Annotated in this window: 29 protein-coding genes; 11 read left to right on the top strand and 18 right to left on the bottom strand. The window is 41.3% G+C overall.

The window, feature by feature from the left end:
* Window positions 1–182: 182 nt before the first annotated feature.
* Window positions 183–1,460 (top strand): winged helix-turn-helix domain-containing protein, encoded by a 1,278-nt coding sequence (locus AAEZ00_RS04790; RefSeq protein ID WP_124012493.1) that lies wholly within the window; start codon window positions 183–185, stop codon window positions 1,458–1,460.
* Window positions 1,461–1,666: 206 nt separating this feature from the next.
* On the opposite strand, the gene fre is transcribed toward AAEZ00_RS04790, so the two are convergent.
* Window positions 1,667–2,365, bottom strand: coding sequence for an NAD(P)H-flavin reductase (gene fre / locus AAEZ00_RS04785; protein ID WP_124012492.1), 699 nt, complete (start codon window positions 2,363–2,365; stop codon window positions 1,667–1,669).
* A 79-nt stretch (window positions 2,366–2,444) separates the two neighbouring features.
* Complete coding sequence (ubiD, locus tag AAEZ00_RS04780; RefSeq protein WP_101034036.1) at window positions 2,445–3,926, bottom strand: 4-hydroxy-3-polyprenylbenzoate decarboxylase; 1,482 nt, start codon at window positions 3,924–3,926, stop codon at window positions 2,445–2,447.
* A 153-nt stretch (window positions 3,927–4,079) separates the two neighbouring features.
* Here ubiD and AAEZ00_RS04775 point away from each other — a divergent pair, with 153 nt between their 5' ends.
* Window positions 4,080–4,664, top strand: coding sequence for a hypothetical protein (locus tag AAEZ00_RS04775; RefSeq protein WP_124012491.1), 585 nt, complete (start codon window positions 4,080–4,082; stop codon window positions 4,662–4,664).
* On the opposite strand, the gene AAEZ00_RS04770 is transcribed toward AAEZ00_RS04775, so the two are convergent.
* The 16 genes from AAEZ00_RS04770 to AAEZ00_RS04695 all read right to left on the bottom strand — a co-directional run bounded on the left by AAEZ00_RS04770 (window position 4,634) and on the right by AAEZ00_RS04695 (window position 18,726).
* Window positions 4,634–5,962, bottom strand: a complete 1,329-nt coding sequence (locus AAEZ00_RS04770) for a diguanylate cyclase domain-containing protein (protein ID WP_351075112.1) — start codon at window positions 5,960–5,962, stop codon at window positions 4,634–4,636. The genes AAEZ00_RS04775 and AAEZ00_RS04770 overlap by 31 nt on opposite strands.
* Before the next feature lie 3 nt (window positions 5,963–5,965).
* Window positions 5,966–6,946 carry an ABC transporter substrate-binding protein gene (locus tag AAEZ00_RS04765; RefSeq protein ID WP_164839437.1) on the bottom strand — a complete coding sequence of 327 codons (981 nt, stop codon included), beginning with the start codon at window positions 6,944–6,946 and terminating at the stop codon, window positions 5,966–5,968.
* Window positions 6,947–8,001: 1,055 nt separating this feature from the next.
* The gene (locus AAEZ00_RS04760; RefSeq protein WP_124012487.1) at window positions 8,002–8,253 is read right to left on the bottom strand and encodes a transposase; all 252 of its coding nucleotides are present in this window, start codon (window positions 8,251–8,253) and stop codon (window positions 8,002–8,004) included.
* A 19-nt stretch (window positions 8,254–8,272) separates the two neighbouring features.
* Window positions 8,273–8,425: a hypothetical protein gene (locus tag AAEZ00_RS04755; RefSeq protein ID WP_157822248.1), complete on the bottom strand. Its 153-nt coding sequence runs from the start codon at window positions 8,423–8,425 to the stop codon at window positions 8,273–8,275.
* Window positions 8,426–8,947: 522 nt separating this feature from the next.
* Complete coding sequence (gene mgtE / locus AAEZ00_RS04750; RefSeq protein ID WP_101034040.1) at window positions 8,948–10,312, bottom strand: magnesium transporter; 1,365 nt, start codon at window positions 10,310–10,312, stop codon at window positions 8,948–8,950.
* 465 nt (window positions 10,313–10,777) lie between these two features.
* A complete protein-coding gene (locus AAEZ00_RS04745; protein WP_101034041.1) occupies window positions 10,778–11,053 on the bottom strand; it encodes an HPr family phosphocarrier protein in 276 nt (91 codons plus the stop codon).
* 16 nt (window positions 11,054–11,069) lie between these two features.
* Complete coding sequence (gene rapZ, locus AAEZ00_RS04740) at window positions 11,070–11,936, bottom strand: RNase adapter RapZ (RefSeq protein ID WP_124012486.1); 867 nt, start codon at window positions 11,934–11,936, stop codon at window positions 11,070–11,072.
* Entirely contained in the window at window positions 11,933–12,376 is a 444-nt protein-coding gene (ptsN, locus tag AAEZ00_RS04735; protein ID WP_101034043.1) for a PTS IIA-like nitrogen regulatory protein PtsN, read from the bottom strand. Before ptsN ends, rapZ begins: the two co-directional genes overlap by 4 nt.
* A 2-nt stretch (window positions 12,377–12,378) precedes the next feature.
* Window positions 12,379–12,666 (bottom strand): ribosome hibernation promoting factor, encoded by a 288-nt coding sequence (gene hpf / locus AAEZ00_RS04730; protein ID WP_124012485.1) that lies wholly within the window; start codon window positions 12,664–12,666, stop codon window positions 12,379–12,381.
* A 25-nt stretch (window positions 12,667–12,691) separates the two neighbouring features.
* The gene (locus AAEZ00_RS04725) at window positions 12,692–14,176 is read right to left on the bottom strand and encodes an RNA polymerase factor sigma-54 (RefSeq protein WP_124012484.1); all 1,485 of its coding nucleotides are present in this window, start codon (window positions 14,174–14,176) and stop codon (window positions 12,692–12,694) included.
* Window positions 14,177–14,318: 142 nt separating this feature from the next.
* Complete coding sequence (gene lptB / locus AAEZ00_RS04720) at window positions 14,319–15,050, bottom strand: LPS export ABC transporter ATP-binding protein (RefSeq protein WP_124012483.1); 732 nt, start codon at window positions 15,048–15,050, stop codon at window positions 14,319–14,321.
* Window positions 15,047–15,628 carry a lipopolysaccharide transport periplasmic protein LptA gene (gene lptA / locus AAEZ00_RS04715; RefSeq protein ID WP_124012482.1) on the bottom strand — a complete coding sequence of 194 codons (582 nt, stop codon included), beginning with the start codon at window positions 15,626–15,628 and terminating at the stop codon, window positions 15,047–15,049. The genes lptB and lptA overlap by 4 nt, the downstream gene beginning before the upstream one ends.
* Window positions 15,615–16,175: an LPS export ABC transporter periplasmic protein LptC gene (lptC, locus tag AAEZ00_RS04710; RefSeq protein ID WP_124012481.1), complete on the bottom strand. Its 561-nt coding sequence runs from the start codon at window positions 16,173–16,175 to the stop codon at window positions 15,615–15,617. Before lptC ends, lptA begins: the two co-directional genes overlap by 14 nt.
* Window positions 16,172–16,738, bottom strand: coding sequence for a 3-deoxy-manno-octulosonate-8-phosphatase KdsC (kdsC, locus tag AAEZ00_RS04705; RefSeq protein ID WP_101034049.1), 567 nt, complete (start codon window positions 16,736–16,738; stop codon window positions 16,172–16,174). The genes lptC and kdsC overlap by 4 nt, the downstream gene beginning before the upstream one ends.
* A gap of 2 nt (window positions 16,739–16,740) precedes the next feature.
* On the bottom strand, window positions 16,741–17,718 hold the full coding sequence (locus AAEZ00_RS04700) for a KpsF/GutQ family sugar-phosphate isomerase (protein WP_124012480.1): 978 nt from the start codon (window positions 17,716–17,718) through the stop codon (window positions 16,741–16,743).
* Window positions 17,719–17,763: 45 nt separating this feature from the next.
* Window positions 17,764–18,726 (bottom strand): calcium/sodium antiporter, encoded by a 963-nt coding sequence (locus AAEZ00_RS04695; protein WP_124012479.1) that lies wholly within the window; start codon window positions 18,724–18,726, stop codon window positions 17,764–17,766.
* A gap of 200 nt (window positions 18,727–18,926) precedes the next feature.
* Between AAEZ00_RS04695 and AAEZ00_RS04690 the strand changes: the two genes are divergently transcribed.
* From AAEZ00_RS04690 to AAEZ00_RS04650, 9 genes are all read left to right on the top strand, one after another.
* The gene (locus AAEZ00_RS04690; RefSeq protein ID WP_164839438.1) at window positions 18,927–19,751 is read left to right on the top strand and encodes an ATP-binding cassette domain-containing protein; all 825 of its coding nucleotides are present in this window, start codon (window positions 18,927–18,929) and stop codon (window positions 19,749–19,751) included.
* A complete protein-coding gene (gene mlaE / locus AAEZ00_RS04685) occupies window positions 19,738–20,523 on the top strand; it encodes a lipid asymmetry maintenance ABC transporter permease subunit MlaE (RefSeq protein ID WP_101034050.1) in 786 nt (261 codons plus the stop codon). Before AAEZ00_RS04690 ends, mlaE begins: the two co-directional genes overlap by 14 nt.
* Window positions 20,524–20,564: 41 nt before the next feature.
* Complete coding sequence (mlaD, locus tag AAEZ00_RS04680; protein WP_101034051.1) at window positions 20,565–21,038, top strand: outer membrane lipid asymmetry maintenance protein MlaD; 474 nt, start codon at window positions 20,565–20,567, stop codon at window positions 21,036–21,038.
* Between the two features lie 79 nt (window positions 21,039–21,117).
* Window positions 21,118–21,717 carry an MlaC/ttg2D family ABC transporter substrate-binding protein gene (locus tag AAEZ00_RS04675; RefSeq protein WP_372491505.1) on the top strand — a complete coding sequence of 200 codons (600 nt, stop codon included), beginning with the start codon at window positions 21,118–21,120 and terminating at the stop codon, window positions 21,715–21,717.
* Entirely contained in the window at window positions 21,714–22,013 is a 300-nt protein-coding gene (locus tag AAEZ00_RS04670) for an STAS domain-containing protein (protein WP_101034053.1), read from the top strand. The genes AAEZ00_RS04675 and AAEZ00_RS04670 overlap by 4 nt, the downstream gene beginning before the upstream one ends.
* A 27-nt stretch (window positions 22,014–22,040) precedes the next feature.
* Entirely contained in the window at window positions 22,041–22,292 is a 252-nt protein-coding gene (locus tag AAEZ00_RS04665; protein ID WP_101034054.1) for a BolA family protein, read from the top strand.
* Window positions 22,293–22,307: 15 nt separating this feature from the next.
* Window positions 22,308–23,567 carry a UDP-N-acetylglucosamine 1-carboxyvinyltransferase gene (gene murA / locus AAEZ00_RS04660; RefSeq protein ID WP_124012476.1) on the top strand — a complete coding sequence of 420 codons (1,260 nt, stop codon included), beginning with the start codon at window positions 22,308–22,310 and terminating at the stop codon, window positions 23,565–23,567.
* Between the two features lie 155 nt (window positions 23,568–23,722).
* Window positions 23,723–25,135 (top strand): sensor histidine kinase, encoded by a 1,413-nt coding sequence (locus tag AAEZ00_RS04655; RefSeq protein ID WP_124012475.1) that lies wholly within the window; start codon window positions 23,723–23,725, stop codon window positions 25,133–25,135.
* Window positions 25,120–25,755: a response regulator gene (locus AAEZ00_RS04650; protein WP_124012474.1), complete on the top strand. Its 636-nt coding sequence runs from the start codon at window positions 25,120–25,122 to the stop codon at window positions 25,753–25,755. The genes AAEZ00_RS04655 and AAEZ00_RS04650 overlap by 16 nt, the downstream gene beginning before the upstream one ends.
* The last annotated feature ends 59 nt before the right edge of the window (window positions 25,756–25,814 follow it).

Raw genomic sequence — 25,814 nt, 5'->3', positions numbered from 1 at the left:
AGTGTAAAGGTAAGTTATTGTAATAAAGTAATTTAAATGTGTCAGATTGAGTTTGTTATCACATTGTAGTACCGTTTTTAAATGTATCAGATTGAGTTTGTTATCACATTATAGCACCGTTTTTAACTGTACAATTTTGTAACAATTAAATTGGTTTATGATCATTATTCTAGGTGCATACGGTGTTAAAAATCACTAATTATTTATCACTTGATACTTCAGCTAAGCAACTGATTAATCATCTAAACAATGAGAAAATCCCGCTCACTTTTTCTGAACATGCCGTACTAACTAAACTGCTTGATTTTGAATGTAAAATTTACACAAAAGAAGAATTATTAGAGGCTGGCTGGCCTGATAGAGTCGTCGCACCAACGTCACTCACTCAGTGTATTAGTACCTTGAGACGTAAATTAGAGCCCTTTCAAGACATCCAACTAAAAGCGGTTGCAAGGCGTGGTTATCAGCTTCATATAAGTGAGCAAAGCCATGTTAAAGTCGTTTCACTGAGTGACAGTGACACGATTCGCGCCGCTTTTTTTGACGTGAGCTTATTGGTTAAAATTGCTGGTGCATTGGTTTTGTTTGGCATACTCATTATCTTTTGGTATGGCTGTGAATATCACCAAGTGCTGAAAATTACATCGCAATGGAAAAGTGATAAAGACATTGAGCTCAACATTGGTGGTATTCGTGAAAGTGCGAAAGTGTTCTATAAAAACGACACGGATCAATTGCATGAATCTAAATGGCAGAAGCACATTGCGCCAAAGACAAATCAACTTAAAGGTTTAAAGGGGTTTAGCGGTTTTGCTCTCACGAACGGCAGTTCTTATTCATTTGCTACTTGTCCAGGATACACTTTGAATGATTGTGATGGCCAAGGCATTATTAATATCACTATGTTAACCCCTGAACCCGCAGGAATTAACATGGAAAGTTTTATCCCATTATCTAAAAAAATGGAGACTCGAATTCGCTATAATCGAGTGCTTATTCCAGAAGGGGATATTGGCGATATTGTTGAGCATCATTACCATGCAGATGTATATTTTCCAATAGCTGGACAAAAGCTCATACGCGCCGACTTAAGTATTTCATTAGTGTATCAAGGTGAAAATACTGGCCAGATATACACCACGACATGCATTACCGATGAAGACTGTATAACGACACCGATAAAATTAAAAACCCGTGGGACATTTAATCAATATCAGCAATCAATTGGCGATGTTGATGTGGATGTGTTTTTTACCAAGATAGATCAAAAAGAGTTCATTAAGCCCGAGCACGTCACCGAATCGGCAATGCGTTTTTATCGTGAAGTGAAACGCATGGATATTCAAGAGGAAGAGCTTGTATTTTTTAGGGTTCATACCACTGAAAATACAGCCGTATGGATAATGCCATTTATGAGCGACTTAGTTGCTTGGAGTCGTTATGAAAGAGTACAATTTTAATCAGTTAAGCTACCCGGAGGGCATAAAAGCTTACATTTATAGCCTACTATCGTTGAGATATTATTTGGATTTTCACCAGATCTTAATTCGGTCTTCATTGTGAAAGTTGATTAACAACAATAAAAAATCGGATGAAACATTATCATCCGATGTATATCTTGGTCAGCTTAGTCAACTGACCAGTAAACTCTATGCGCAGTTGTTTATTACTTGATAAATGCGAACGCATCACCATATAAATGAGTTTCTTCAATCCCAAGTTCACGAAAAACTTCTCGTGCAGCCCCGACCATATCAAAGCGGCCGGCTATGTAGATGTCATAACCATTTAAGCTGACAAAATCCTGCTTTATTTGCTCAAGTAAATTTGCTTTTTTGCCTTGCCAAGTACTGCCTGCAAGTTCAACTACAGGAATAAACTCTAACCATGAATGGTCTGCATGCCATTGACGAGCAATCTCTTGATAGTACATAGCATCTTCGTTACGACAACCCCAATATAGCTGAGTTTGAATCGTTTCGCCGTTAGCAATCTGCGCTTCAACGATACTTTTAATGTATGAAAAACCCGTGCCGCCAGCAATTAAAATGCGCGGTCTATGGCTATCGCTACGTAAAAATGCGTCGCCAGCCGGGGCTTCAATATCAATATGAGTCGCAGTTTGAAGGCGTTCAACAACTTGCATGGGATAACTTTCGCTGACCGCAGCACCAATGTGCAATTCAATTAACGCAGCATTAGGCGCCGAAGCGATAGAAAAAGGACGTTTGTCTTTTTCACCCATGATCACAGATAAGTATTGGCCAGCCTTAAAGTCAAAGGCGGCTTCGGGTTTAAGGAACACTTGATACACAGCATCATTAAACGGGGTGACTTTTTCAATCTGACAACGAATGGTTTTCATCTAACGTCCTTTAAACCTTTTTATAATTTTTATCAATGAGTTAATTATAGCTATCTACGCCTTAATCAGATCACTGTGGTTACAATGTTGGTACATCTTCTATGCCAAGATCATCCCAAATTTGGTCAATTTTTTGTTTAACCTTAGGATCCATCACAATAGGGGTGCCCCATTCACGGGTGGTTTCGCCTGGCCACTTGTTGGTGGCATCTAAACCCATTTTAGAGCCTAAACCGGCAACGGGTGAGGCAAAATCCAGATAATCGATAGGGGTATTATCTACCAGCATGGTGTCGCGTGTTGGATCCATCCGGGTAGTAATGGCCCAAATAACATCTTGCCAATCACGGCAATTGATATCTTCATCAACCACGATAATAAATTTGGTGTACATAAATTGGCGTAGGAATGACCATGCCCCCATCATGACACGCTTAGCATGACCCGGATATTGTTTACGGATTGAAATCACAGCCATACGGTAGGAGCAACCTTCAGGCGGCAGATAAAAATCAATAATCTCTGGGTACTGCTTACGAAGAATAGGCACAAATACTTCGTTTAATGCCACGCCTAACATAGCGGGTTCATCGGGTGGACGGCCGGTATAGGTACTATGATAAATAGCATCTTTACGGTGAGTAATATGAGTCACAGTAAATACGGGGAATGAGTCGGTTTCGTTATAATATCCAGTGTGATCGCCGTATGGACCTTCTACTGCTTTCTCATCTGGGTCAATATAACCTTCAAGAATAATCTCGCTGGTGGCTGGTACTTCAAGATCGCAGCTAATGGCTTTACAGACTTCGGTACGTTCGCCGCGTAGTAAACCTGCAAAGGCATATTCACTCATGGAATCTGGCACGGGAGTTACAGCACCTAAAATGGTCACAGGATCGCTACCTAATGCCACTACGACAGGATAACGCTCTCCAGGATGAAGCTGTTTAAAGTCTTTAAAATCTAAGGCGCCGCCACGATGATCAAGCCAGCGCATAATCAGCTTATTTTTGCCCAATAACTGTTGACGGTAAATACCTAGGTTTTGTCTTTTTTGACGTGGCCCTTTAGTGATCGTGAGTCCCCAAGTAACTAATGGGGCGACATCTCCAGGCCAGCAATGTTGGATTGGCAACGAGGTTAGGTCAACTTCATCACCGGTTTTAACCACTTGCTGACAAGGCGGATTACGCACTGTTTTAGGCGGCATATTGAGTGCCTGCTTATACATAGGTATTTTGGCGATGGCATCTTTAAAGCCACTCGGTGGCTCAGGTTCTTTTAAGAATGCTAATAATTCACCGACTTCACGCAAAGCCAAAGGATCGTCTTTACCCAATGCCATAGCAACACGTTTAGGCGTGCCAAATAAGTTAACCAGTACCGGCATGGTGTGATTGGTAGGATTTTCAAATAACAGTGCGGGGCCACCCGATCGTAAAACACGATCAGCGATCTCCGTCATTTCTAAATGAGGGTCAACAGGATAGCTAATGCGCTTTAACTCACCATTTGCTTCCAAATGATCGATGAAGCTGCGTAAATCTTTAAAACTCATGTTTACCGCCTGTAAATCAAATCCAATATGGCGCGCACTATAGCATTTTTCTAATATAGGGTTAACCAATTTGATAGACCTATATTACTGATATCGACTTTAGCTATACTTAGGCTAAAATGGTAATAGTCAATAATGTGGTAGAGGTGACTTATGCGAACGAATAAGCAGTGGACTTTGATGCCATTATTCGGGCTTGGTTGTGTTGTTATACTCAGTATGGCGAGTTCAGCCAGTGCTCAGCCGTCGTTAGCGAATGAGTATTCTAATCGTGTTTCGCATTCTGTCAGCTCTCAACATAATCATTATCGCCAACACAATAATCATCACCGAAATCGTGATCCTTGGCGTTGGGGATTTGGTTGGGATCAAGGCTGGGGAGTTAACCGACATTGGGGCCCAAGTATCGGGATTAGTTTAAGTCATGGCAACAACTGGCGATATGGCTCATATTGGGGGAATGGTTATTCCCGTAGAAATAACAACGGTTTTTATCCCTATCAACATCAGTTAACTAGCGGATATCAGCCGCAAAATATTAAGCTTATCGACACCATTGTTGCGCCTCAACAGCGGACTACGACCCATATTGAGTATGCTTCGGGCTTAAGCCACCTACCTGCAAATGCTAAAGTGATCCAGCGTGCGAACGGGACAGTCTATGAGTGGCAAGGGGTTGAATATTATTTTGATTGGAACACTCAAACCTATGAGGTTGCTAAAGCAGAGACACCATGATTGCTGGTATAGAAACAAAATTCAATGCTACCGTCTGCTTTAGCTTGATACATTGCAGTATCAGCTGCGCTGATTAGCTCCCGACTATTTAAACCATGCTTAGGCAGTATACTAATCCCAATACTCGCCCCCACGTGTAAAATATGTTGGCCGATGATAATAGGTTGCTTAATACAGTCCAATAGCTGGTGTATTTTATGTTCTATATCGATAGGCCCGGTGATCATATCGAGCCATACGATAAATTCATCTCCTCCGAATCGACCGACCATATCGGTTGCTCGCAAGTTGTTTACTAAGCGTGAGGCTATGATCATTATAACGTCATCGCCAATACTGTGGCCGAGTGAATCGTTAATGTCTTTAAATTTATTCAAATCAAGAAACAATAAAGCTGCTTGATCCTCGCCACGTAAATCTCTTGCGATCGCAGTATCTATTTTTTTTATAAACGCACGACGATTGTAAATCCCTGTTAGTTCGTCATGTTCAGCTAGGAAAATGAGCCTGTCTTGTTGTTCGATCAGTTTGTGGGTTTGACTGTCTACTTCTTGTTTTAACTCTTCTTTTTTGATCGTAATTTGGGCGAGTGATTGTTTCATTTTATTAAAGTTATCGGCAAGTGCAGATAACTCATCGGTATCAGTGAAATTAATCTGGCTGGTTAAATCCCCAGCAGCAAGCGCGTTCATCCCTTGTTTAAGTGAAGCCAATCCTTTTTTAAATCGAATCAGCGTTATAAAAGACCATGCCGTAACCAAAATCGCGAGTAGTAACAGTACGGCTCCAACGAGGTATAATAATTTTTGCTGTGTTTGACTCGCTTGTTTAATTGATAATTGATGAAGTCGGAACATTTCTTCGGTCATTTCTTCAATGGTCATGCTGTATTTAGCTTTAAATAATTGTTCGGCAATCAGTGTTGATGAAACATCGACTTGTTTGCTGTGGTAGCTATTTTGCGTATTGATGAGCTTTCTAATATTGCTATTGAGCTGATTAAGATTTGCGATAATGAGTTTTTGTTGTATCGCCCAGTTGATATCTTCTGCGAGATTTTGGGCCAGTTCTGTTTGGCGTTTATTCAGCTCTGAAAGCCCCTGGCCATCGGTATATTCTTGGTAAAGCCACAGCTGGCTTCGCAAGCTATCAATGTTGATCTGCAACTTCATTGAGTAATTGAGTTGGCGATATATTTGCTGCTGATAGTTGTGAATTTGGATCAGCGATAAACCAACAATGAACGTGAGAAGTGTGCAGAGTGTTGCGGTTAGCTTTAGGCGCTTAGATAACATCATAAATTACCATCCAGCCTCTGAATTCATAAAATCTTCAAGTAATTGACGATCGATAACTTGCCTGAAGTCGACGCTCTTTTCTGTCGGAACTAATTGATTGTCGATGGCCCATTGGCTTTGAATTTGAATGTTAGAAAAAAGTGCATTACTGAGGGATAATCTAAAAGTATAGTCATTCCAAGAATAATGCAGTTGGGAAGGATCGATATTCAAGATGCGACTAATGTCTACCTGAGCAAGATCTGAGTGTGTATGAATATAGTCTATTGCGTCATTAATTGCTTTGAGTAGAGCTAACTTTTCTGAGGCTGATAACGTCGTTTGTTTAAGCTCGATTAAGTTAAAGGATAAGTGATATAGACCGCGGCTATTGATGACTTTTGTATTTGAGGTTATTTGTTGTGTTAACAAATAACTTAATGGCTCCCAAGCTGAAATAATATCAACTTCATTATTTAATAATGCTGGAATAAGCTGATCTGCACGTAAATAAATGCGCTCGATAGGCTGTTGAGTTTTATTATACATAATCAGTAAACTATCGAAAAAAAACTCACTAGCACTGCTTTTTACTATCCCTACGCGGACGTTGGCTAGATTATTCAGCTGATGATATTTTTGCGGTACTAGGCTAAGTAATTTGAGATCGTTATCTGATTCGACAAAACTGGCTAATACGGAAAAGTTTGTTTGTTTAAAACTATTAAACATCACCACAGTTTCAGAGGCAGTGGCGAGATCCACTTGTTTATTGAGCAGCGCATTGAAGCATTTCACCCCACCATCTAATCTAACTAACTCAATATTAAGATTATTACGCTTAAAATAACCTTGTTGTTCGGCAATAAAAAAGGGTGCAGAAAGTGGCGTATTAGAAACAGCAATTTTAATCGGACCCTTTGCGGCTAAGGTCTTGATGGATGAGTTTTGATTAAGATCACAACCCGCAATGCCAATCGCGATTAGGCTCCAAAAAATAATCATTAACACTTTGTGCATAAGTGAGATTTCAGTCAAAAGATAAATAATGTTAAGTGTAGTTAATGTATTATTTTTTGTGAGAAATATTGGTCAATATAATCGTTTTTTTTTAATATTATCAATTAATAACGGAAATACTAAGCTTCTTGTTAATCATTAATTTACTAAGTAAAGTGATTCATAGTGGCGGCCATTGTGAAAATAAATATTATTTACCATTTAATTCAGATACTTATTTGTTAAATTAGTGAGACGATCACTGATGGACACCGAGCCATAACGGCTATATTTCGGTTAAGCTGTTTTATGCATGAGCAGAGAATGAATTCGATTGGTATTACTCCGACTAAGGTTAACTTATGAGTATGAAAAAGCCCCAATGCATCCTTTGCATTGGGGCTTTTGTTTGCATAGTTTATTTATATTTATATTATTATTTATGCTGCGGTGGTATCACCACCCTAACGCAATCATTGAGTATCAATTGAAGCTTTAGGGCGTTGCTCAAGCTCATTATTATTATTTGGCTTTGAGCTATCAGCCAAAGGCTGAAATAAAAATGACGTTATTGGCTATTACATCTGGGGAACCAATAACGCCTGAACTGTCAATAAAGCGGCAAGGATGCAAGTATTTTGCGCTTATTATTAGAATGTTTGTTGCTCTGTTATCAACTTGCTGGGGGACGAGTTGCTAACACTATCAAACATCCTTGCCAAAACGGTTTTGATATTTAGCTCTGTTAATGGTGACAATCGCGCCGTCAATGGCTAAAGCTAAAACACCTTAATAAAAATGACGTTATTGGCTATTACATCTGGGGAACCAATAACGCCTTAACTGTTATGTTAGCCGGCTTCCTTAACGACTAACGGTGGAGCAATAAAGCGGCAAGGATGCAAGTATTTTGCGCTTATTATTAGAATGTTTGTTGCTTTGTTTTCAACTTGCTGGGGGACGAGTTGCTAACACTATCAAACATCCTTGCCAAAACGGTTAACTGAATTTCCAGTCATTATGGCTTAAGATAGTTTAAACGCTATCTCAAGCGTATATGCTTAGCTTGCCATCGTATGTAACTGTTGACTTAGCTGAGTGATTTTTTGTTGTAAATGGGCTATTTCTGACACGATAGCGCTTTTGCTTCTCATTTGGCGAAGATCATTACTTCTTACCCATTGGTAAACGGTTTTAGCTGATACACCGTATTGCTTTGCTACATCAGACAATAATCTGTTATGGTTTTTGACTTCATCAATTACTTGTCTTTGTAATTCCACTGGATACTGTCTCGTATTTGACATATTCATCAAATAACCTCCTGCTGATTTATTTATGTTTGCCTGAGCGAGTTTCAACATCATCCCACTGGCTGCAACCGAGATGCGCTAAGAAAAAAATATTTTGTCGGCATTGTTGAACGATATTATTGAGCATGATACTGACCGATTTAATCTGACGACTTAAGTTAATTTTCTTCATCGCTATCTCCTACAACTACAATGGAATGCTTTACAATAAAACTACCTCTTAGTGGGTATTAGTTGTTATATGGAAACTTTGTGCCAACGTTGTAGGAAAATTTAATCTGTTATTTATCAAGTATTTAATATTTTATTGTCAATGGGTTATTACTTACCTATTGGTTAGTTTGGTGCAATTGCACTAAATTGGTGAAAGATGCTATGGCGATTATTTATCGCTGAAGTGGTCGATGCTGCACAGTATGGATGACCAATATGGCAGCAAAAGGTCATCTTAATGACAAGATGAGCAAGGCGTTATAGTCGAATGAGTTATTCCGAGTGGATGGTTTAAAAAATCATACAAGGAGTGGGTTTGATGATATGGCTTTAATGGACGTCATCTTGGTAAGTGATCCGGGCGTGAAGACGCATGTTAAACAGGCTAGCGATGTATGGCGGGGGCAAAGTCGTCCGGGGAATTGCGCTAGAGTTTGCAATTTCACTGGACGACATGGTGTGCACCAATCAAATGAATGAGCTAGTGGATTAAGAACAATGTGGCTAGGCCTAAAAATGCAAATAAGCCAACCACATCTGTCACCGTGGTTAATACCATGCCACCGGCTAATGCTGGGTCAATATTTAACTTTTTTAACATTATTGGAATAGTGGCGCCAGCAAAGCCTGCAACCGTCATATTAATCAGCATAGCACAACCAATTAACCCTCCTAACGCGATGTCATCTTTCCACAGCCATACTGCAAAAAATACCAATATAGACCACATTAAGCCGTTTAATAATCCAATGCTGAGTTCTTTACCAATCAACCAACGTGAGTTACTTTGGCCAATATGCCCAAGTGCAATACCACGGATCACCAGTGCTAAGGTTTGATTACCGGCAACCCCGCCCATACTCGGAACTATGGTCATTAAAATCGCGATGGTGGCAAATTGCTCTAAGGTGCCTTCGAACATGTTACTGACAGACGAGGCAAGTAACGCAGCAAATAAGTTAATCGTTAACCACAGGGAGCGTCTTAGCGTACTTTTTAGCACTGGGCCAAAGGTATCCTCATCATCATCCATCCCTGCCATCCCCATCATTGAATGCTCGGCATCTTCGCGGATCACATCGATAATGTCATCGATGGTGATCCGGCCAAGCAATTTTGCTTGGCTGTCGACGACTGGGGCGGATAGCCAATCGAGTCGTTCAAATTTTTGGGCTACATCTTTATCAGACATCTCAACCGGAATACTTTCTAACTCTGTGTCCATAATGCTTCGGACGGTTACGCTTGGATCGCAGGTTAATAAATCGACTAATCTTACTCCGCCTAAAACATGATCTTGACGGTCAACAACATATAAGGTGTCGGTAGTATCGGGTAAGTTTCCCCGTTGACGTAAATAACGTAATACCACTTCGATATTGACATCGGGTCGTAAGGTGACGGTATCGGTGTTCATGATACTGCCTGCCGTATCATCAGGATAGCGCAGTGCTTGTTCTACTCTATCCCTGTCCTGGCTGCGCATTGACTTAAGTACTTTCTTGTAAACACCATCGGGTAAGCTGCGAAGAATATAGGCGAGATCATCTGTGTCCATACCTATTGTGGCCTGGGCGAGCTTTTCTGGTGTCATGCTGCTAATGAGTGAATCTTTAAGCTCTTCACCTAATTCGTCAAGAATTTCACCCGCATATTGTTGGTCAATGAGTTGCCATAACACTTGTCGATTTTTGGGCGGTGATGATTCGAGAATTAGGGCGACATCGTTAGGTGACATGGTGTGCAACATGTTACGAGCATGAACAAACAAACCACTGTCTAGCGCTTGAACGAGTTGATTGAGGCGTTGTTCGGTTATCTCATTATCTAGGTACTCTTTACCCATATATCTACTTCCTATTCATCATACTTATATCATAAAGTATGTAATCATTCTGGGCTGCTCAGGTTTTTCTGTTTAAGGCGTATTGGTGCAATAATCGTTGTCTGCTTGTAAGACAATGTAACGCCGAAATGGGATACTTGAGTCGTTTCCTCTGGACGAAATTATGCATGGTCTACGCTGCTATACATCATATTGACGGACGACTGCACGGATGCAGAGTCATACTGGATCCGTTGCTGAAAGCGGCGATATCTGTATTATGTTAAACGCTAAACTCCCGCAGAGTGAACTGATACTTAATCAGATGGGTATCAACTGCGTGAGATAAACCTAAGGGCTAATATTATCGAGGGACTGATGTCTACCGTTGAGCATCAATGTCGTGACAGTTTGGTTAGGCCACGTGTAATAAGAATAATAGTGGATTAAAAAGTGAGTGACTCGCGAATCGTACTCTTCACTGATTTAGCAAGATTCATCAAATTTAGCATTAATCAGATCACACACTGCATTTAATGCTACTTCGGCATCTGGACCCTTTGCGGTCACGGTGATCATTTTCCCTATTCCACTTTCAAGCATTAACAACCCAAGCACACTTGCGGCACTGGCGTTTTTTTCGCCCTGAGTTAAGGTGATGTTCGCGTCAAAATCGGCGGCTAATACCGCGAGTTTTGTTGCTGCACGGGCATGTAATCCTAATTTGTTGGAAATGGTAACTTGGCGTTCAAGTTTGATCATTCATGCAATCCTATGCTCACTTAGCGGTGAGTTCACTTATACTTAATTCTCTGTGGCGAGCATTAACAGTGTGTTTACTGCCTTGCCTAAATCGTTTTGCTAATTGGTCTGCAATATATACCGAACGATGCTGGCCACCCGTACAACCAATCGCGATAGTCAGGTAACTGCGATTGTTACGTTCTAGGTGTGGCATCCAGGTTTCAAATAGGTTTTCAATTTGCCAAATGAACTTGTTGACCAATGGCTGACGCCCTAAAAATTCTTGTACGGGTTCGTCTAATCCTGTCAATGGGCGCAATTCTATTTCCCAGTGTGGATTGGGCAAAAAGCGTACATCAAACATAAAATCCGCTTCAGTCGGCATGCCGTGCTTAAAGCCAAAAGACTCAAAGTTAATGACCAATTCTTTATCGACACTGCCTAGTAGTATTTGCCTAACTTGGTCGCTTAACTCGTAGATATTTAGCGCCGAAGTGTCAATGTAATGGTCAACAATTTTTGCGGTAGGCTCAAGTAAACGGCCTTCTAATTTGATCGCTTCTTGCAGTGAAATATGATTTTTAGATAACGGGTGCAATCGGCGTGTTTCGCTGTAGCGTTTAAGTAACACTTTATCATTGGAATTTAGAAAGAAGCTGATAATTTCAGTGTCATGTTCAAGTAGGGCTAATTGGTCTTGAAGCACTTTGCCTTGTTCAGCAATGTTGCGGACATCAACACTAATCGCAACTAAATCATTACTGCCCTTGAGCTGAGCGAGTAATGTGCCAATGAGGGGTAGAGGCAAATTATCGACACAATAATATCCTAGGTCTTCTAATACTCTTAAGGCAACGGATTTCCCTGAACCTGAACGTCCCGATACTATGACAAGTTTCATGCAGTTATAACCCGATAAAGTTCTGTTGCGTTGTGGCTTTTGCGAAGCTGTTTCAATATTTGCTTATCGCTGAGCTTTTTAGCCATACTCGATAACGTGCCTAAATGTTGTTGGCACTGGTCTGCAGGTACTAACAAAGCAAATAAAATATCCACGGGCTGCTTATCAATTGCATCAAAGGCAATGGCTTCTTCACATTTAACAAATATCGCGATGGGGTGATCGATGGTCGTTAATCGACCATGAGGTATCGCAATGCCATTTCCTATACCTGTGCTACCCATTTTTTCTCTCGCTAATAGGCTTTCAAAAACCTCTTGCGAAGACAGGGTTGGATACTGGGCAGCGACTAAATTGCTGATGAGTTCCAGTACTTTTTTCTTACTGCCCGGTGTGGCACAGGTAGTGCATTCCGGCTGCAGAATGGTACAAAGTTCCATCGTTAGTGTTTTGTATACTTCTCTTTGTGTTTAATTACCTGACGGTCGAGTTTATCGATCAGGGCGTCTATTGCAGCATACATATCAGTATTTTCTGACATAGCAAAAATCTCTGCGCCATTAACGTGGATTTTGGCTTCTGCTTTTTGTTGTAATTTGTCTACATGGAGTACAACGTGTACATTATGGATCTGATCGAAGTGTCGTTCAAGCTTTGAAAATTTACCATTAACATACTCACGTAAAGATTCAGTTATTTCGACATGACGTCCAGTCAGATTTATATCCATAGAAAATCCTCCACAACCTTGTAGGTTATAAACTCTTACGTTGGTTTGAGGGCGGGATTAGCATTGCTTCTCGGTATTTTGCAATCGTACGACGAGCAACGTTTATGCCTTGTTCTGCCAGAAGTTGAGCCATTTTACTGTCACTCAATGGTTTTTTCTGGTTTTCTGCGGCAACCAGCTTTTTGATAAAAGCACGAATTGCTGTTGATGAGCATTCCCCGCCATCGTCAGTGCTGACATGGCTAGAGAAGAAGTACTTTAGTTCAAATAGTCCACGTGGGGTGTGCATATATTTTTGTGTGGTGACTCGTGAAATTGTCGATTCATGCATTTCTACTGCTTCAGCAATATCATTTAGCACCATAGGTTTCATGGCTTCTTCACCGTATTCAAAGAAGCCTTGCTGAAATTGCACAATGCAATTTGCCACTTTGAGTAGAGTATCATTGCGGCTTTCGATACTTTTAATAAACCATTTAGCCTCTTGCAAATGGCCTCGAATAAATTGACTGTCAGACTGATTTTTACTGCTTCTAGCCATGGCGGCGTATTGCTGATTAACGCCAATTTTGGGCATATTGTCTGGGTTTAACTCTACAACCCAACGGCCATTTTTCTTTAGTACCGTGACATCGGGAATAACGAATTCGTCATCGGTGGCGGTGATCAATAAGCCTGGACGAGGATTGAGTGATTGGATTAGGGTGATGGCGTCACGTAACTCATTTTCTTTTAGCTTAGTTTTGCGCATCAATAATCTAAAATCACGCCCAGCAATTAAGGTTAAATAGTCTTTGATTAGCAAACGGGCATTATCGATATGGGGTGTGGTGTTAGAGAATTGCGCTAATTGGATCAATAAACATTCACTTAAATCACGTGCAGCAACACCAACGGGATCAAAGTGTTGAATTCGTTTTAATACAGCTTCAACTTCATCTAACTCAACATTTTCGTCACCCATGGCTTCGAGAATATCGTCGGTACTTTGGGTTAAATAACCGCGTTCATCCACGGCGTCGATGATCGCTGTGGCAATGGCAAGATCGGTCTCTGAAAATGGAGTGAGATTTTTCTGCCATTCTAAATGTTCATACAGACCTTCGGTGGTTTCACCTTGAAACGGCATGTCATCATCGCGCATGCTAGCACTACCTGAACCTGACATCGGCGAGGCGGTGTACACTTCATCCCATGTAGTATCCATGGCTAAATCATCCATGGTTTCTTTGGTCATAGATTCTGCTGTGTCGACTGTTGAGGTGTCTTTTTCAATATTGACAATGCTGTTGTCACTGAAGTCTGTATCAGCTTGGTCGCGATTTTCTTTTACGGGGTCTTTTGCTTCAGAAAACTCATCTTCTATTTCAAGTAATGGATTTGAATCCAATGCTTGTTGGATTTCTTGCTGTAGCTCCAATGACGATAATTGCAGTAAGCGAATGGCTTGCTGCAATTGTGGGGTCATGGTTAAGTGTTGACCCATTTTAAGTTGGAGTGACGCTTTCATTTACCGCTTATCCCTAGATGATTTCCATAAAAGTGACAATTTATAAAACTGTAATGGATTGTCACGTACATCAATGATGTTTAACGCTGTTTAGATATCGTTCAATCAAATGAGTTAGATAGACTAAAGGCCCGTAAAGTAACTATAGCTTGAATTGTTCACCTAAGTACACCGCCCGAACTTGTTGATTGCTCAATACCTCATCAGGTGTGCCTTCGGCAATTAAATTACCTTGGCTGACGATATAAGCTCGCTCACAGACATCTAACGTTTCACGTACGTTATGGTCGGTAATTAATACTCCTAGACCTCGGCTTTTAAGTTGTTGAATGATTTTTTTTATGTCGATGACAGAAATCGGATCAACACCAGCAAAGGGCTCATCGAGTAGAATAAATTTTGGATTGGCGGCTAAAGCGCGCGCAATTTCAACACGACGACGTTCACCACCCGATAACGACATGCCTAGGCTGTCTCGAATATGGGTAATATGGAACTCTTCTAATAGATGCTCAAGCTGTTCAATACGTTGGTTTGTACTGAGTTCTTTGCGGGTTTGCAACACGGCCATAATGTTGTCATACACTGTGAGTTTACGGAAAATACTGGCTTCTTGTGGTAAGTAACCAATGCCTTTGCGAGCTCGCAGATGCATTGGATCGTCAGTGAGATCGTCATCATCAATTAAAATTCGACCCTTATCACTTTTCACTAGGCCGACAACCATATAAAAGGTGGTTGTTTTACCTGCACCATTGGGGCCTAAAAGCCCAACAATTTGGCCTGTTTTAACCGTTAAACTGACATCTTTAACAACTTGACGATCTTTATAGCTTTTAGCCAGATTTTCAGCGGTTAAGGTTATTTGGGTCATGGTTTGATCTGCTTTTTAACTGGGATTTCAGGGAGTTTTTGCTTTGGCGCAGACTCGTCTTGGAAATTCTCAGGTTGAATAATGGTGATAACCCGATCTTGCCCTGTGCCCGAACTTTCAGCAATAAGCTCTTGCGCATTGATGTTGTACTTAATTCGATTACCGGTCACTTGGCTACCCGATTGATTAAGTTTGGCATTACCTGTCAATGTTAGCGTGGTAGTCGCAAGGTCATAGGATATTTCGTCGGCACTGGCAGTACCAATTTGACCGTCATCTAATTCTTGTGAAAACGTCGCGGGTTTGCCAGTGGCGATAAGTTTCTTACTGGTGCTGTTTTCGGGGGTAAACGCCCGTAATTCATCAGCATTGATATTAATACTGCCTTGGACAATCTTAACCGGACCATTAAAAATGATTTGGTTATTTTTTATGTCAGCAAATTGGCTAACCGCAACAATTTTTAATTCTTGTTTCAGATCACCTTGTTTCGCCATAGCAGGCAAACTCAACAGGCAAAGTATGCTGCTCAATAACATAACATTGGCGCGAGTGTGGAGACGATTAATGTGGCTCATATGTTCCTTCTACCTGGCTCAGTAGCGATAATTGTTGCGAATTCAAGTCAGCATGTAGGCCTAAGCCTTTAATAATAAACCCTTTGCCTTTGATATACACCATCTCTTGTGAGGTGCCTATCATAGTGGTTAAGTCTACCGTCACCGCTTGGGTACTCAATGACTGCAGGGGTTCTTCTATATCAATGGCATCAATAATAACATTGTTTTCTAATATGACTTTGCTGGTGTTTTTATTCAATTGTCCTCGATCTGCACTTAATTGCCATTGTGCTTTACCATTTTCAGGGTAAATGAGGTATATCGGTTTGGTAAAGTGAGTGATGTCACTTGAAGCATAATGCTCCATGTGCTCGGCGCTGACTCGACTTTCGACAAAACCTTGTTGATTGAATTCCGTGGTGCGTAGGTTATCTGCAATAAAGTCAGGGCGCTCAATACCAGGTACTTTCACCGAGTCCATTTCACTGCGTTTTATTTGTGCTTGCCAGTACAACATAAAAGCAAGACCAAAAAAAGCCACAATACTTAGGGTGATCCGATTCATATACTCATTCCATGAGCACTGGCAAATTTATCTTGGCTTAAGAGTAATAAGTCAGTCAGTTCTCGCAAAGCTCCATGTCCGCCGTTTAAGGTCGTTGTCATGTGACAATGTCGTTTTACAAACGGATGACCATCGCCGACACACACGGAGAGACCTACGGCTTTCATTACGGGCAGATCAACCATGTCATCGCCAATGTAGGCTACTTGTTCGGCGCTTACATTATACAGCGACATAAGTTGCTCAAAAGGTTCAAATTTATTATCAATGCCTTGATAAATATGTTTGATTCCTAATCCGGTCATTCGGGTTTCGACAATTTTTGATTGACGACCTGTAATGACGGCAACATGAATATCGCTAGTGAGAACTGAGCGTATACCGTAGCCATCGCGAGTATGAAAGGCTTTGAGTTCTTCGCCAGCATTACTGAGATAAATACGTCCATCTGAAAAGACCCCATCGACATCACAGATTAACAGTTTAATTTTCTGAGCTCGCTGCCAAATATCATTACTGATAGGGCCGTAAAATCCTTGGTGACACGAGGTTGATTCTGACATGATTAAATGACTCCAGCTTTAACCATATCGAGCATGTTTAATGCCCCGATCGGTTGGTGTTTTTCATTGACGACAACCAGTCCGTTGATGTTTTTTTCATCCATGATTTGTAGCGCTTGTGCAGCTAAAATACCCGTGGGGCAGGTCACACAGTTTTTGGTCATCACCAGGGCTATCGAAGTGGTACGAAGGTTCACTTCGGCATCGATGACCCGGCGTAAATCACCATCAGTAAAAATACCCACTAGTTTGGCTTCATGGTTGACTACCGCCGTCATGCCAAGGCCTTTTTTAGATATTTCATAAAGCGCTTCAGTAATACAAATAGCATCACTGACGATAGGCAAATCATCGCCTTTATGCATGACATCGTCTACTTTTAGTAATAATTTTCGCCCCAATGAGCCACCAGGATGTGATAAGGCAAAGTCATCACGGGTAAACCCTTTTGCTTGCAACAATGCAATGGCTAATGCATCACCCATTGCTAGCGTAGCAGTGGTGCTAGACGTCGGCGCTAATCCTAACGGGCATGCTTCTTCTTGTACTTCAATGCATAAATGAATTTTAGATAAACGCGCCATGTTAGAGTCTGGTTTACCTGTTACGGCAATAACAGGCACGCCCATACGTTGAATCACAGGCATTAACGTGAGTATTTCGCTCGATTCACCTGAATTGGAAATCGCCAGTACAATATCGTTCTTAGCCAATGCGCCTAAATCACCATGACTGGCCTCACCAGGATGAACAAAAAATGCCGGCGTGCCGGTACTGGCAAACGTCGCGGATATTTTATTACCGATATGACCCGATTTGCCCATTCCCATGACAATCACTTTGCCTTTGCACTGCATAATGAGTTCACATGCTTGGCCAAACTCAACTGAGTCCACATATTGATATAAATTATCTAAAGCAGCTTTTTCAATATCAATGACTTTACGGCCCCATTGACGAAATTGAGTTTGATTTACCATACGGCTCTCTCTTTTAGCTTAAGACTTTACCTTTAATGCTCCAATCTAATGGGATTGAAATACAATAATTTGGTACGCAATAAAGGTGATTAATAATAGTGCGCCATGCCAACGAGTCAGTTGTTGCTTGGTGCCACTGGATAATACTAAAACGGCTAATGCAGTACTGGTGCCCAATACCATATAGAAGTCTCTTCCACTGGCAGAGGCATCTATTTCGCCAGGGGCAATTAACCCTGGTAGTGCCAGTACGGCAAGAATGTTAAATAAATTCGATCCAACGATATTACCAATAGCGAGATCGTGTTCTTTTTTTAATACGCCAGCAATACAGGCTGCTAATTCTGGTAGGCTTGTTCCCACTGCAATAATGGTTAATCCAATGACAAGATCTGACAAGCCATAAAACTTTGCAATACCCACAGCACCATCTACCATCCAACTCGCTGATAGCGGGAGGAATATAATACCGACGATTAGCCAAATGATAGCATGAAAGGTTGAGACATTTTTAGGGATATCAGATCCAAGTTCAGTATCTAAGCTGTCGGTTGTTCTATCATGAGTCGCTTGCCAAATGAAATATCCCATTAACACGAAAAGTACCACGATGAGCATGATACCTTCTGCTCGTGTTAGCACATTATCATGCAGGGTATAGCCAGCAAATACCGTGGCGGCTAGCATAATAGGTATTTCGCGTTTTAAGGTCTTTGAGGCTACGCTAATGGCGCCAAGTAAGGCGGTTAATCCTAATATTAAGGTGATGTTAGCAATGTTTGAGCCCAGTACGTTACCCACGGCGGTATCACGCATGCCATCCATTGAGGCCGTAGCTGCAACAAACATTTCAGGTGCAGAGCTACCCATCGCAACAATGGTCAATCCAATTAACATGGGAGGCAAGCCTAAATTTCGCGCAAATGCCGCCGCTCCGTAAACAAATCTATCCGCACTCCAAACTAAAACAGCAAGGCCAGCAACTAACATTAGAATATTAACTAGCATGTGATTCCGATAGTGATCATTAATTAACGAGCATTTTCGCTGGATTTTTATCAAATTGAAAGTCAAATTGAAAGCATTGCACAGTAATTGTACTCGAAATGATGTGTGGTGATATGGATATAGTTGTCGCTTAATCGACAATTACAGTACAATTTACACCTTAACTTAATGCAAGGAAGGCAGTTATCTCCTCAACGCCAATGTCTGATATGAGTAAATCAAATAATAATCCTTTGGTCGAAGTCAACCATATGGCCTTTAGCCATGGTTCGCGCGTGATTTTTAACGATATTTCTTTATCGATCCCCAAAGGCAAAGTAACGGCAATTATGGGACCTAGTGGTATTGGTAAAACCACCTTGTTAAAATTGATTGGGGGACAGTTAACCCCTAATACCGGACAAGTCTTGTTCGACGGTCACGATTTACATAAGCTTAAGCGCAAGGAACTTTTTGAATTGCGCAAGCGGATGAGTATGCTGTTTCAAAGCGGTGCATTATTTACCGACCTTAATGTATTCGATAACGTGGCATTTGCATTGAGAGAACATTCTGGATTACCAGAAGATATTATCCGCTCCATTGTATTGATGAAGCTGCAAGCGGTAGGTCTTCGTGGTGCAGCGTATATGATGCCTAACGAATTATCCGGTGGTATGCAGCGTCGAGCAGCATTGGCTAGGGCGATTGCACTAGAACCTGAAATGGTGATGTACGATGAGCCATTTGCGGGACAAGATCCAATTTCAATGGGGATGCTGGTAAAACTTATTCGTGAGTTGTCGGATTCATTAAAACTGACTTCTGTGGTGGTCTCTCACGATGTGGATGAAGTATTAGGTATTGCAGATTATGTCTATGTAATAGCAGACAAAAAAGTCATTGCTCATGGTACCCCAGAGCAATTACGTCAATCTGACAATCCGCAGTTGATCCAATTTATTCAAGGCGCACCAGATGGCCCTGTGCCATTCCATTATCCTGCAGAGGATTATCAAGAGGAGCTACTTCGTGGGCGCAATTGATTATATTGCCGATATTGGCGCATATGCACTGAAACTCGTGCAGGGCCTCGGTCGGGCTGGCATCATGTTATGGCGCGCGATCGTGCGTGTTCCGAATATCAAAAAAGGCACGCCATTACTTATCAAGCAGATTTATGTGCTTGGTGTCCGTTCTATGGTTATCATTATAGTATCAGGCTTGTTTATTGGCATGGTATTAGCCCTACAGGGATATAATATTTTAGTTGGGTTTGGTACTGAAGAAAGTTTAGGCCCAATGGTGGCGTTAAGCTTATTACGAGAACTTGGACCCGTTGTTGCCGCGTTATTATTTGCCGGACGAGCGGGCTCGGCGCTAACCGCCGAAATTGGTCTAATGAAATCGACTGAACAATTGTCAAGTTTAGAAATGATGGCGATAGACCCTTTAAGGCAAATCATTGCGCCGCGCTTTTGGGCAGGTGTTATCAGTATGCCATTACTCGCACTAATGTTTAGTTTGGTGGGTATTTTTGGTGGACATTTAGTCGGTGTTGAATGGAAAGGTATTGATAGTGGTGCGTTTTGGTCTATTCTTCAAGCATCGGTTGAGTGGCGACAAGATATTGTTAATTGCTTGATAAAAAGTGTTATTTTTGGTGTGGTGGTCACATGGATAGCCTTGTACCGAGGTTATGAAGTCGAACCCAATCCAGAAGGCATTAGCCGTGCGACAACCTCAACGGTTGTGCAGGCAAGCTTAGCTGTTTTAGCACTGGACTTTTTGCTGACAGCAATCATGTTCGGAAATTAAGATTTTTTCATTATTTAGATTAATTTAAGTGGTTTAATAGTATGTTGACACGGAAAATTGAGTTATTAGTAGGCGTGTTTTTATTGTCAGGTCTATTGGCATTTTGTGTATTAGTATTCAATGTTGCTAATGTTAAAGTAAAAACCGATGCCCAGACTTATACATTAGTGGCTGAGTTTAACAATATTGGCGGACTAAAAGTACGTTCGCCTGTAAAAGTCGGTGGCGTAGTGGTTGGTCGCGTGACTGATGTTGCCCTTGATAGCCATAAATTAGTGCCTATTGTGACGTTAACAATGGATAAGCGTTTCGATAAATTCCCTGAAACGAGCAGTTTGGCCATTTTGACTTCAGGGTTACTCGGGGAGCAATTTATTGGCTTAACGCCTGGGTTTATGGACGATGATATTTCGATGCTTGCCGATGGCGATAAAGTACATGACACTCGTGGAGCATTGATTTTAGAAGATTTGATTGGTCAACTTTTGTACAGTATGTCATCTGCAGATAAATAGGATCCCTATTATGAAAATATTTTTTAGTCGTGTTATTGCTTTATGCCTAGTGGGCAGTGTTGTGATAAGTCAAGGTGCTATGGCTGCCAATGATGAGGTTAATACCAATGACCCTTATGAGATGATCAAACAAGTATCTAATATGACTTTTGATCGATTTAAATCAGACAACACGTTAATTAATAATGATTTAAGTCACTTGAAAGTGATTGTTCGAGAAGAGCTTATGCCTTATGTCGATTATAAATATGCCGCTTACAAAGTGATGGGGCAGTATTTAAGTGATACAACGGTAGATCAACGTAATCGTTTTGTTGAAGCTTTTGAAGGGTATCTAGTCGCGACCTATGCGCAAGCATTAACAGAATATACTGATCAAAAAGTCGCTTTTGATCCGCCGAGAGATTTTAGCGATGAGAAAATAGTTGAAGTGAACGTCCAGATCCTTGAGCAAGGTCGTCCACCGATTAAAATTCAATTTAAAGCGCGTCGTTTAAAAGACAACACTTGGAAAGCATTTGATTTAGTGGCGGAAGGCGTGAGCTTATTGGCCTCTAAGCAATCTGAAATTTCGAATTTAATCCGTCAGCAAGGTATTGAAGCGGTTATTACCATGTTGAATGATAAAACCCAGCAGAGAATTGATCGTCAACCTGCAAAAGAAGCTGCAGCTGCGTGATTACCTTTAATCAACAAGACGACCGTTGCATTGTTAGCGGTCGGTTAACTCAAGATGAGGTGAAACAATTGTGGCCTAAACGCCATGAATTGTTTACTGCATCAACCCAAGTGGTAGACTTATCAGCAGTGGAATACGTCGACAGTGCAGGTGTTGCATTGTTATTAGCGTTAATCAAACTGCATGTTTCAAGCAGTCAGGAAACAAGTGTGTCACGTCAATTGGTTAATCCAAGTGTTCAGCTCAAGAAAATGATTGAGCTTTATGATTTAGACGCTTTTTTCAGCCAAGTATAGAATTGAATAGTAAAGGTAATTGATTTCATGGAATGCAAAGATATTGAACAACTTTTAACCGAGGCGTTGTCGCTAACAGAAGCGCATGTGACCTCTGATGGTAGCCACTACAAAGTGGTCGCTGTGGGCGAATGTTTTGACGGCATGAGCCGCGTAAAACAACAGCAGGCGATTTATACCCATTTAGCGGAGCAGATTGCCAATGGTGAATTGCACGCATTAACGATTAAAACTTTTACGCCTACCCAGTGGAAGCGTGAAAAACTTTTCAATATGTAACAACTGAGATTCACATTGGATAAATTAACTATTAAAGCCAGTAATCCTTTAGCTGGCGAAGTCGTGATCTCGGGTGCAAAAAACGCAGCATTGCCAATTTTAATGGCTGGCGTACTAGCAGAAACAGATTTTATTGTTTCAAATGTACCTAAACTTCGTGACGTCATCACCAGTTGCGAACTGTTACGTTGTTTAGGCGCAGAGGTTGAAGACTTAGGCGATAGCCGCATTCGTATTTCAACCACGCATTTAAATAACTATTGTGCCCCTTATGACTTAGTCAAAACAATGCGTGCTTCTATTCTTATTTTAGGCCCACTGCTTGCCCGTTATGGTACTGCAGACGTTTCTTTACCCGGCGGTTGTGCTATCGGCGCCCGTCCTGTCAATTTGCATTTGCACGGCTTGGAGTTAATGGGGGCCAAGATTGAAGTTAAAGAGGGCTACATCAAAGCGCGAGTTGATGGCCGTTTAAAAGGCGCCCATATCTTTATGGATATGGTCAGTGTCGGCGCAACAGAAAACTTGCTTATGGCAGCCGCGCTAGCGGATGGCACAACGGTTATTGAAAATGCTGCTCGTGAGCCTGAAGTGACTGATTTAGCAAATTGCTTAATTGCTATGGGTGCGAAAATCACCGGTGTTGGTTCTGCCACGTTAACGATTGAAGGGGTGGAGCGTTTATCCGGTTGTGAATATCGCGTGATGCCTGATCGTATCGAAACAGGGTCATTCCTGGTTGCGGCGGCGGTAACGCGTGGCAAAATTCGTTGTGTGTCAGCAGACCCTATTGGATTAGAGTCGGTATTATCCAAGCTTGAAGACGCCGGTGCCGAGATCACCACAGGCGAAGATTGGATTGAGCTTGATATGAAAGGCCAACGTCCAAAAGCCGTAAACATTAAAACGGCACCTTACCCTGGATTTCCGACCGACATGCAGGCGCAATTTTGTGTGTTAAATGCGCTGGCAGACGGGACGGGTAGAGTGACTGAGACGATTTTTGAAAATCGGTTTATGCATGTGCCAGAATTAAGCCGTATGGGGGCTAATTTAGAGCTGGAAGGTAATACCTGCATTATTCATGGTATTGAGCGTTTAAATGGTGCCCAAGTGATGGCGACCGATTTACGTGCCTCGGCCAGCTTAGTGATTGCCGGCTTAATGGCTGAAGGAACCACGACAGTGGCTCGTATCTACCATTTAGATCGTGGTTATGAGCACATAGAAGCAAAATTCAAAGGGCTAGGCGGCGAAGTTATCCGCGTTAGCTAACTTAATATAATACTTGCTTATTCACTAAGACCGCACTTAACCGTGCGGTTTTTTATTTGATATGTGTCAAAAATTCTTAAATAAACCTCACCGCATCGCAAAGTAATTGCAAAGCTGATCACTTCTTCATAATGGTAAACTGTTAATGTGTTGTGATGACGACTTTCATCACGTTTAACATTTATTTATTTTACGGCCTCGTGTTTTTTGCGATTGGTTGCGTGGTGGTGTTTCGGAATTTTAAATATAGTCAGCTATCTATATCTGAGACGTTATGGGCGCTGGCGCTTTTTGGTTTCTTTCATGCTTTTCATGAGTGGTCTGAGCTATACGCCATCTTATTCAGTGATGATATCTCGCCAAAATATCATTCTGTGGTGCAATGGTTAAGAGTGATAAAACTGTCACTTTCTTTTGCTGGCTTGATGATTTTTGCTTGGCTTTTATTCCGAATTTGCCCTAAAACGTGTGCAAGAATAGGCCAGTTTATTACCGCAGCAATTATGGTGATTTATATTCTGGTGATGTTGTTCTTATATCAAAGGAGTTCAGTGCTGGCGGAAACATTTGCACAAGCTGCCAGCTACACTCGTTTTTTACTCGGCTTTGGTAGTGCCACCTTAGCCGGAGTGGGTATCGCTGTTTATGGTCATCAATTGCGTCAGGATAGTCACGAATATGGGCAGTATTTTATTGCCACTGGTGTTGGGTTATTTATCTACGGTGTATTGGCTGGTTTAGTGCCGACAGAGCTTCATTCTTCCGTTCCAGTGTATAGAACCTTAGCGGCCACTTTTGTGTTGATCACGCTCTACAAGGCACTCAATATTTTTGATATTGAGAAAGAAATGGCCACAGAGGCTAAGCTGAAGCGAGCTATTGAAGCGGATAAATATAAAGCCATTGGGCATTTAGCGATGGGAATAGCCCATGAAATTAATAACCCTTTGGCTTCTTCTACTTTGGCATTGGATTTACTCGAACGAAAACTTCCAGTGAAGTTGGATGAGTTAACGGATTATATTAATAGAGCGCGCTTAGGCATTGATAGGGCATCTGTTATCAGTAAAGAATTACTGGCCTATGCTCACACCGATTTGGGTAACGCTCAAAAGGTGTATTTTTGTGATGTCATTTATGGCGCTAAGCAATTAATGAGTCATAAAATTGTCCCTTACGTTATCAATATTGATTGTGATCCATCCTTAAGTATCATTGGTCAGAAGGTGAAGTTGGAAGAGTTATTAATTAACTTACTTAATAACGCCATGGATGCCAGTGGTCATAACTCTCATATCGATATCAGCGTCACTAGAGATGAGCATCAGGTTTTATTTGAAGTCAGAGACTATGGCGATGGAATGAATGAGCAAACGCAGCAACAAGCCACAGAATTGTTTTACTCAACTAAACCTATAGGTAAGGGAACGGGATTAGGCTTGGCTATTTGTAAGCAAATTGTCAGTGCTCATAAAGGGAAAATGAACATTATCAGTGCCAAAGGCGTTGGTACTAGAGTACTTATCCGTTTTGCCACAGGGGGGGAGTGTGAATGGTTAACGTGTTAATTGCAGAAGACGATCATGAACTTAGGCGAAATATGGTCGATATTCTTCAACTTGAAGGCTATCAAGTCACCGGTGTTGACAGTGGTGAAGCTGCAATTACTGCTTGTGAGCAGCAAAATTATGATATTGCTCTGTTAGATTTAGTGATGTCTGGTATGACAGGTGTTGAGGCCATTTCCAATTTACGCCAACTTAACCCCTATATGGCGGTGGTCATTGTGACGGCTTATGCCACGGTTGATACCGCTGTGGATGCGATGAAAAAGGGTGCCGATAATGTTATCACTAAGCCTTTTAATAGTTCGGTGTTAATTGTCACTATAAAACGCAGTATTCAAGAAAAACTATTATTAAAAACAACCAATGATATCGATCCAGATTGTGTCTATTCTGCGTTAGCAAACGCCTTGCGACGCGAAACACTTAAGCAGTTAGGTACTCATAAGCAGCTAAAGTTTATGGATCTTTGCCGATTAGTGGGGGTTGCAGACCATACCAAATTTAATTTCCACTTACGCCAGCTAAAAAAAGCAGGTTTGGTAATGCAAAATGAGAGCAAGATCTACATTTTAACAAGTACCGGTCAATTCGTATTACAAAACCACAACTTATCATTATAGTTTTAATGCATTTAAATCAGTTGGTTAAGTTTATTGTGATAACAATAGTTCACAAGTTG

It is taken from the genome of Shewanella sp. S1-49-MNA-CIBAN-0167 (assembly GCF_040310145.1).
GTDB classification, from domain to species: Bacteria; Pseudomonadota; Gammaproteobacteria; order Enterobacterales; family Shewanellaceae; genus Shewanella; species Shewanella psychromarinicola.
This window is presented reverse-complemented; position numbering and strand designations above follow the sequence as displayed.

Excerpts from the sequence above, each read along its gene's own strand:
- fre (WP_124012492.1), bottom strand. The coding sequence starts at position 2,365 with ATGAAAACCATTCGTTGTCAGATTGAAAAAGTCACCCCGTTTAATGAT.
- ubiD (WP_101034036.1), bottom strand. The coding sequence starts at position 3,926 with ATGAGTTTTAAAGATTTACGCAGCTTCATCGATCATTTGGAAGCAAAT.
- AAEZ00_RS04775 (WP_124012491.1), top strand. The coding sequence starts at position 4,080 with ATGCGAACGAATAAGCAGTGGACTTTGATGCCATTATTCGGGCTTGGT.
- AAEZ00_RS04770 (WP_351075112.1), bottom strand. The coding sequence starts at position 5,962 with ATGATGTTATCTAAGCGCCTAAAGCTAACCGCAACACTCTGCACACTT.
- AAEZ00_RS04765 (WP_164839437.1), bottom strand. The coding sequence starts at position 6,946 with ATGATTATTTTTTGGAGCCTAATCGCGATTGGCATTGCGGGTTGTGAT.
- AAEZ00_RS04760 (WP_124012487.1), bottom strand. The coding sequence starts at position 8,253 with ATGAATATGTCAAATACGAGACAGTATCCAGTGGAATTACAAAGACAA.
- AAEZ00_RS04755 (WP_157822248.1), bottom strand. The coding sequence starts at position 8,425 with ATGAAGAAAATTAACTTAAGTCGTCAGATTAAATCGGTCAGTATCATG.
- mgtE (WP_101034040.1), bottom strand. The coding sequence starts at position 10,312 with ATGGGTAAAGAGTACCTAGATAATGAGATAACCGAACAACGCCTCAAT.
- AAEZ00_RS04745 (WP_101034041.1), bottom strand. The coding sequence starts at position 11,053 with ATGATCAAACTTGAACGCCAAGTTACCATTTCCAACAAATTAGGATTA.
- rapZ (WP_124012486.1), bottom strand. The coding sequence starts at position 11,936 with ATGAAACTTGTCATAGTATCGGGACGTTCAGGTTCAGGGAAATCCGTT.
- ptsN (WP_101034043.1), bottom strand. The coding sequence starts at position 12,376 with ATGGAACTTTGTACCATTCTGCAGCCGGAATGCACTACCTGTGCCACA.
- hpf (WP_124012485.1), bottom strand. The coding sequence starts at position 12,666 with ATGGATATAAATCTGACTGGACGTCATGTCGAAATAACTGAATCTTTA.
- AAEZ00_RS04725 (WP_124012484.1), bottom strand. The coding sequence starts at position 14,176 with ATGAAAGCGTCACTCCAACTTAAAATGGGTCAACACTTAACCATGACC.
- lptB (WP_124012483.1), bottom strand. The coding sequence starts at position 15,050 with ATGACCCAAATAACCTTAACCGCTGAAAATCTGGCTAAAAGCTATAAA.
- lptA (WP_124012482.1), bottom strand. The coding sequence starts at position 15,628 with ATGAGCCACATTAATCGTCTCCACACTCGCGCCAATGTTATGTTATTG.
- lptC (WP_124012481.1), bottom strand. The coding sequence starts at position 16,175 with ATGAATCGGATCACCCTAAGTATTGTGGCTTTTTTTGGTCTTGCTTTT.
- kdsC (WP_101034049.1), bottom strand. The coding sequence starts at position 16,738 with ATGTCAGAATCAACCTCGTGTCACCAAGGATTTTACGGCCCTATCAGT.
- AAEZ00_RS04700 (WP_124012480.1), bottom strand. The coding sequence starts at position 17,718 with ATGGTAAATCAAACTCAATTTCGTCAATGGGGCCGTAAAGTCATTGAT.
- AAEZ00_RS04695 (WP_124012479.1), bottom strand. The coding sequence starts at position 18,726 with ATGCTAGTTAATATTCTAATGTTAGTTGCTGGCCTTGCTGTTTTAGTT.
- AAEZ00_RS04690 (WP_164839438.1), top strand. The coding sequence starts at position 18,927 with ATGTCTGATATGAGTAAATCAAATAATAATCCTTTGGTCGAAGTCAAC.
- mlaD (WP_101034051.1), top strand. The coding sequence starts at position 20,565 with ATGTTGACACGGAAAATTGAGTTATTAGTAGGCGTGTTTTTATTGTCA.
- AAEZ00_RS04675 (WP_372491505.1), top strand. The coding sequence starts at position 21,118 with ATGGCTGCCAATGATGAGGTTAATACCAATGACCCTTATGAGATGATC.
- AAEZ00_RS04665 (WP_101034054.1), top strand. The coding sequence starts at position 22,041 with ATGGAATGCAAAGATATTGAACAACTTTTAACCGAGGCGTTGTCGCTA.
- AAEZ00_RS04655 (WP_124012475.1), top strand. The coding sequence starts at position 23,723 with ATGACGACTTTCATCACGTTTAACATTTATTTATTTTACGGCCTCGTG.
- AAEZ00_RS04650 (WP_124012474.1), top strand. The coding sequence starts at position 25,120 with ATGGTTAACGTGTTAATTGCAGAAGACGATCATGAACTTAGGCGAAAT.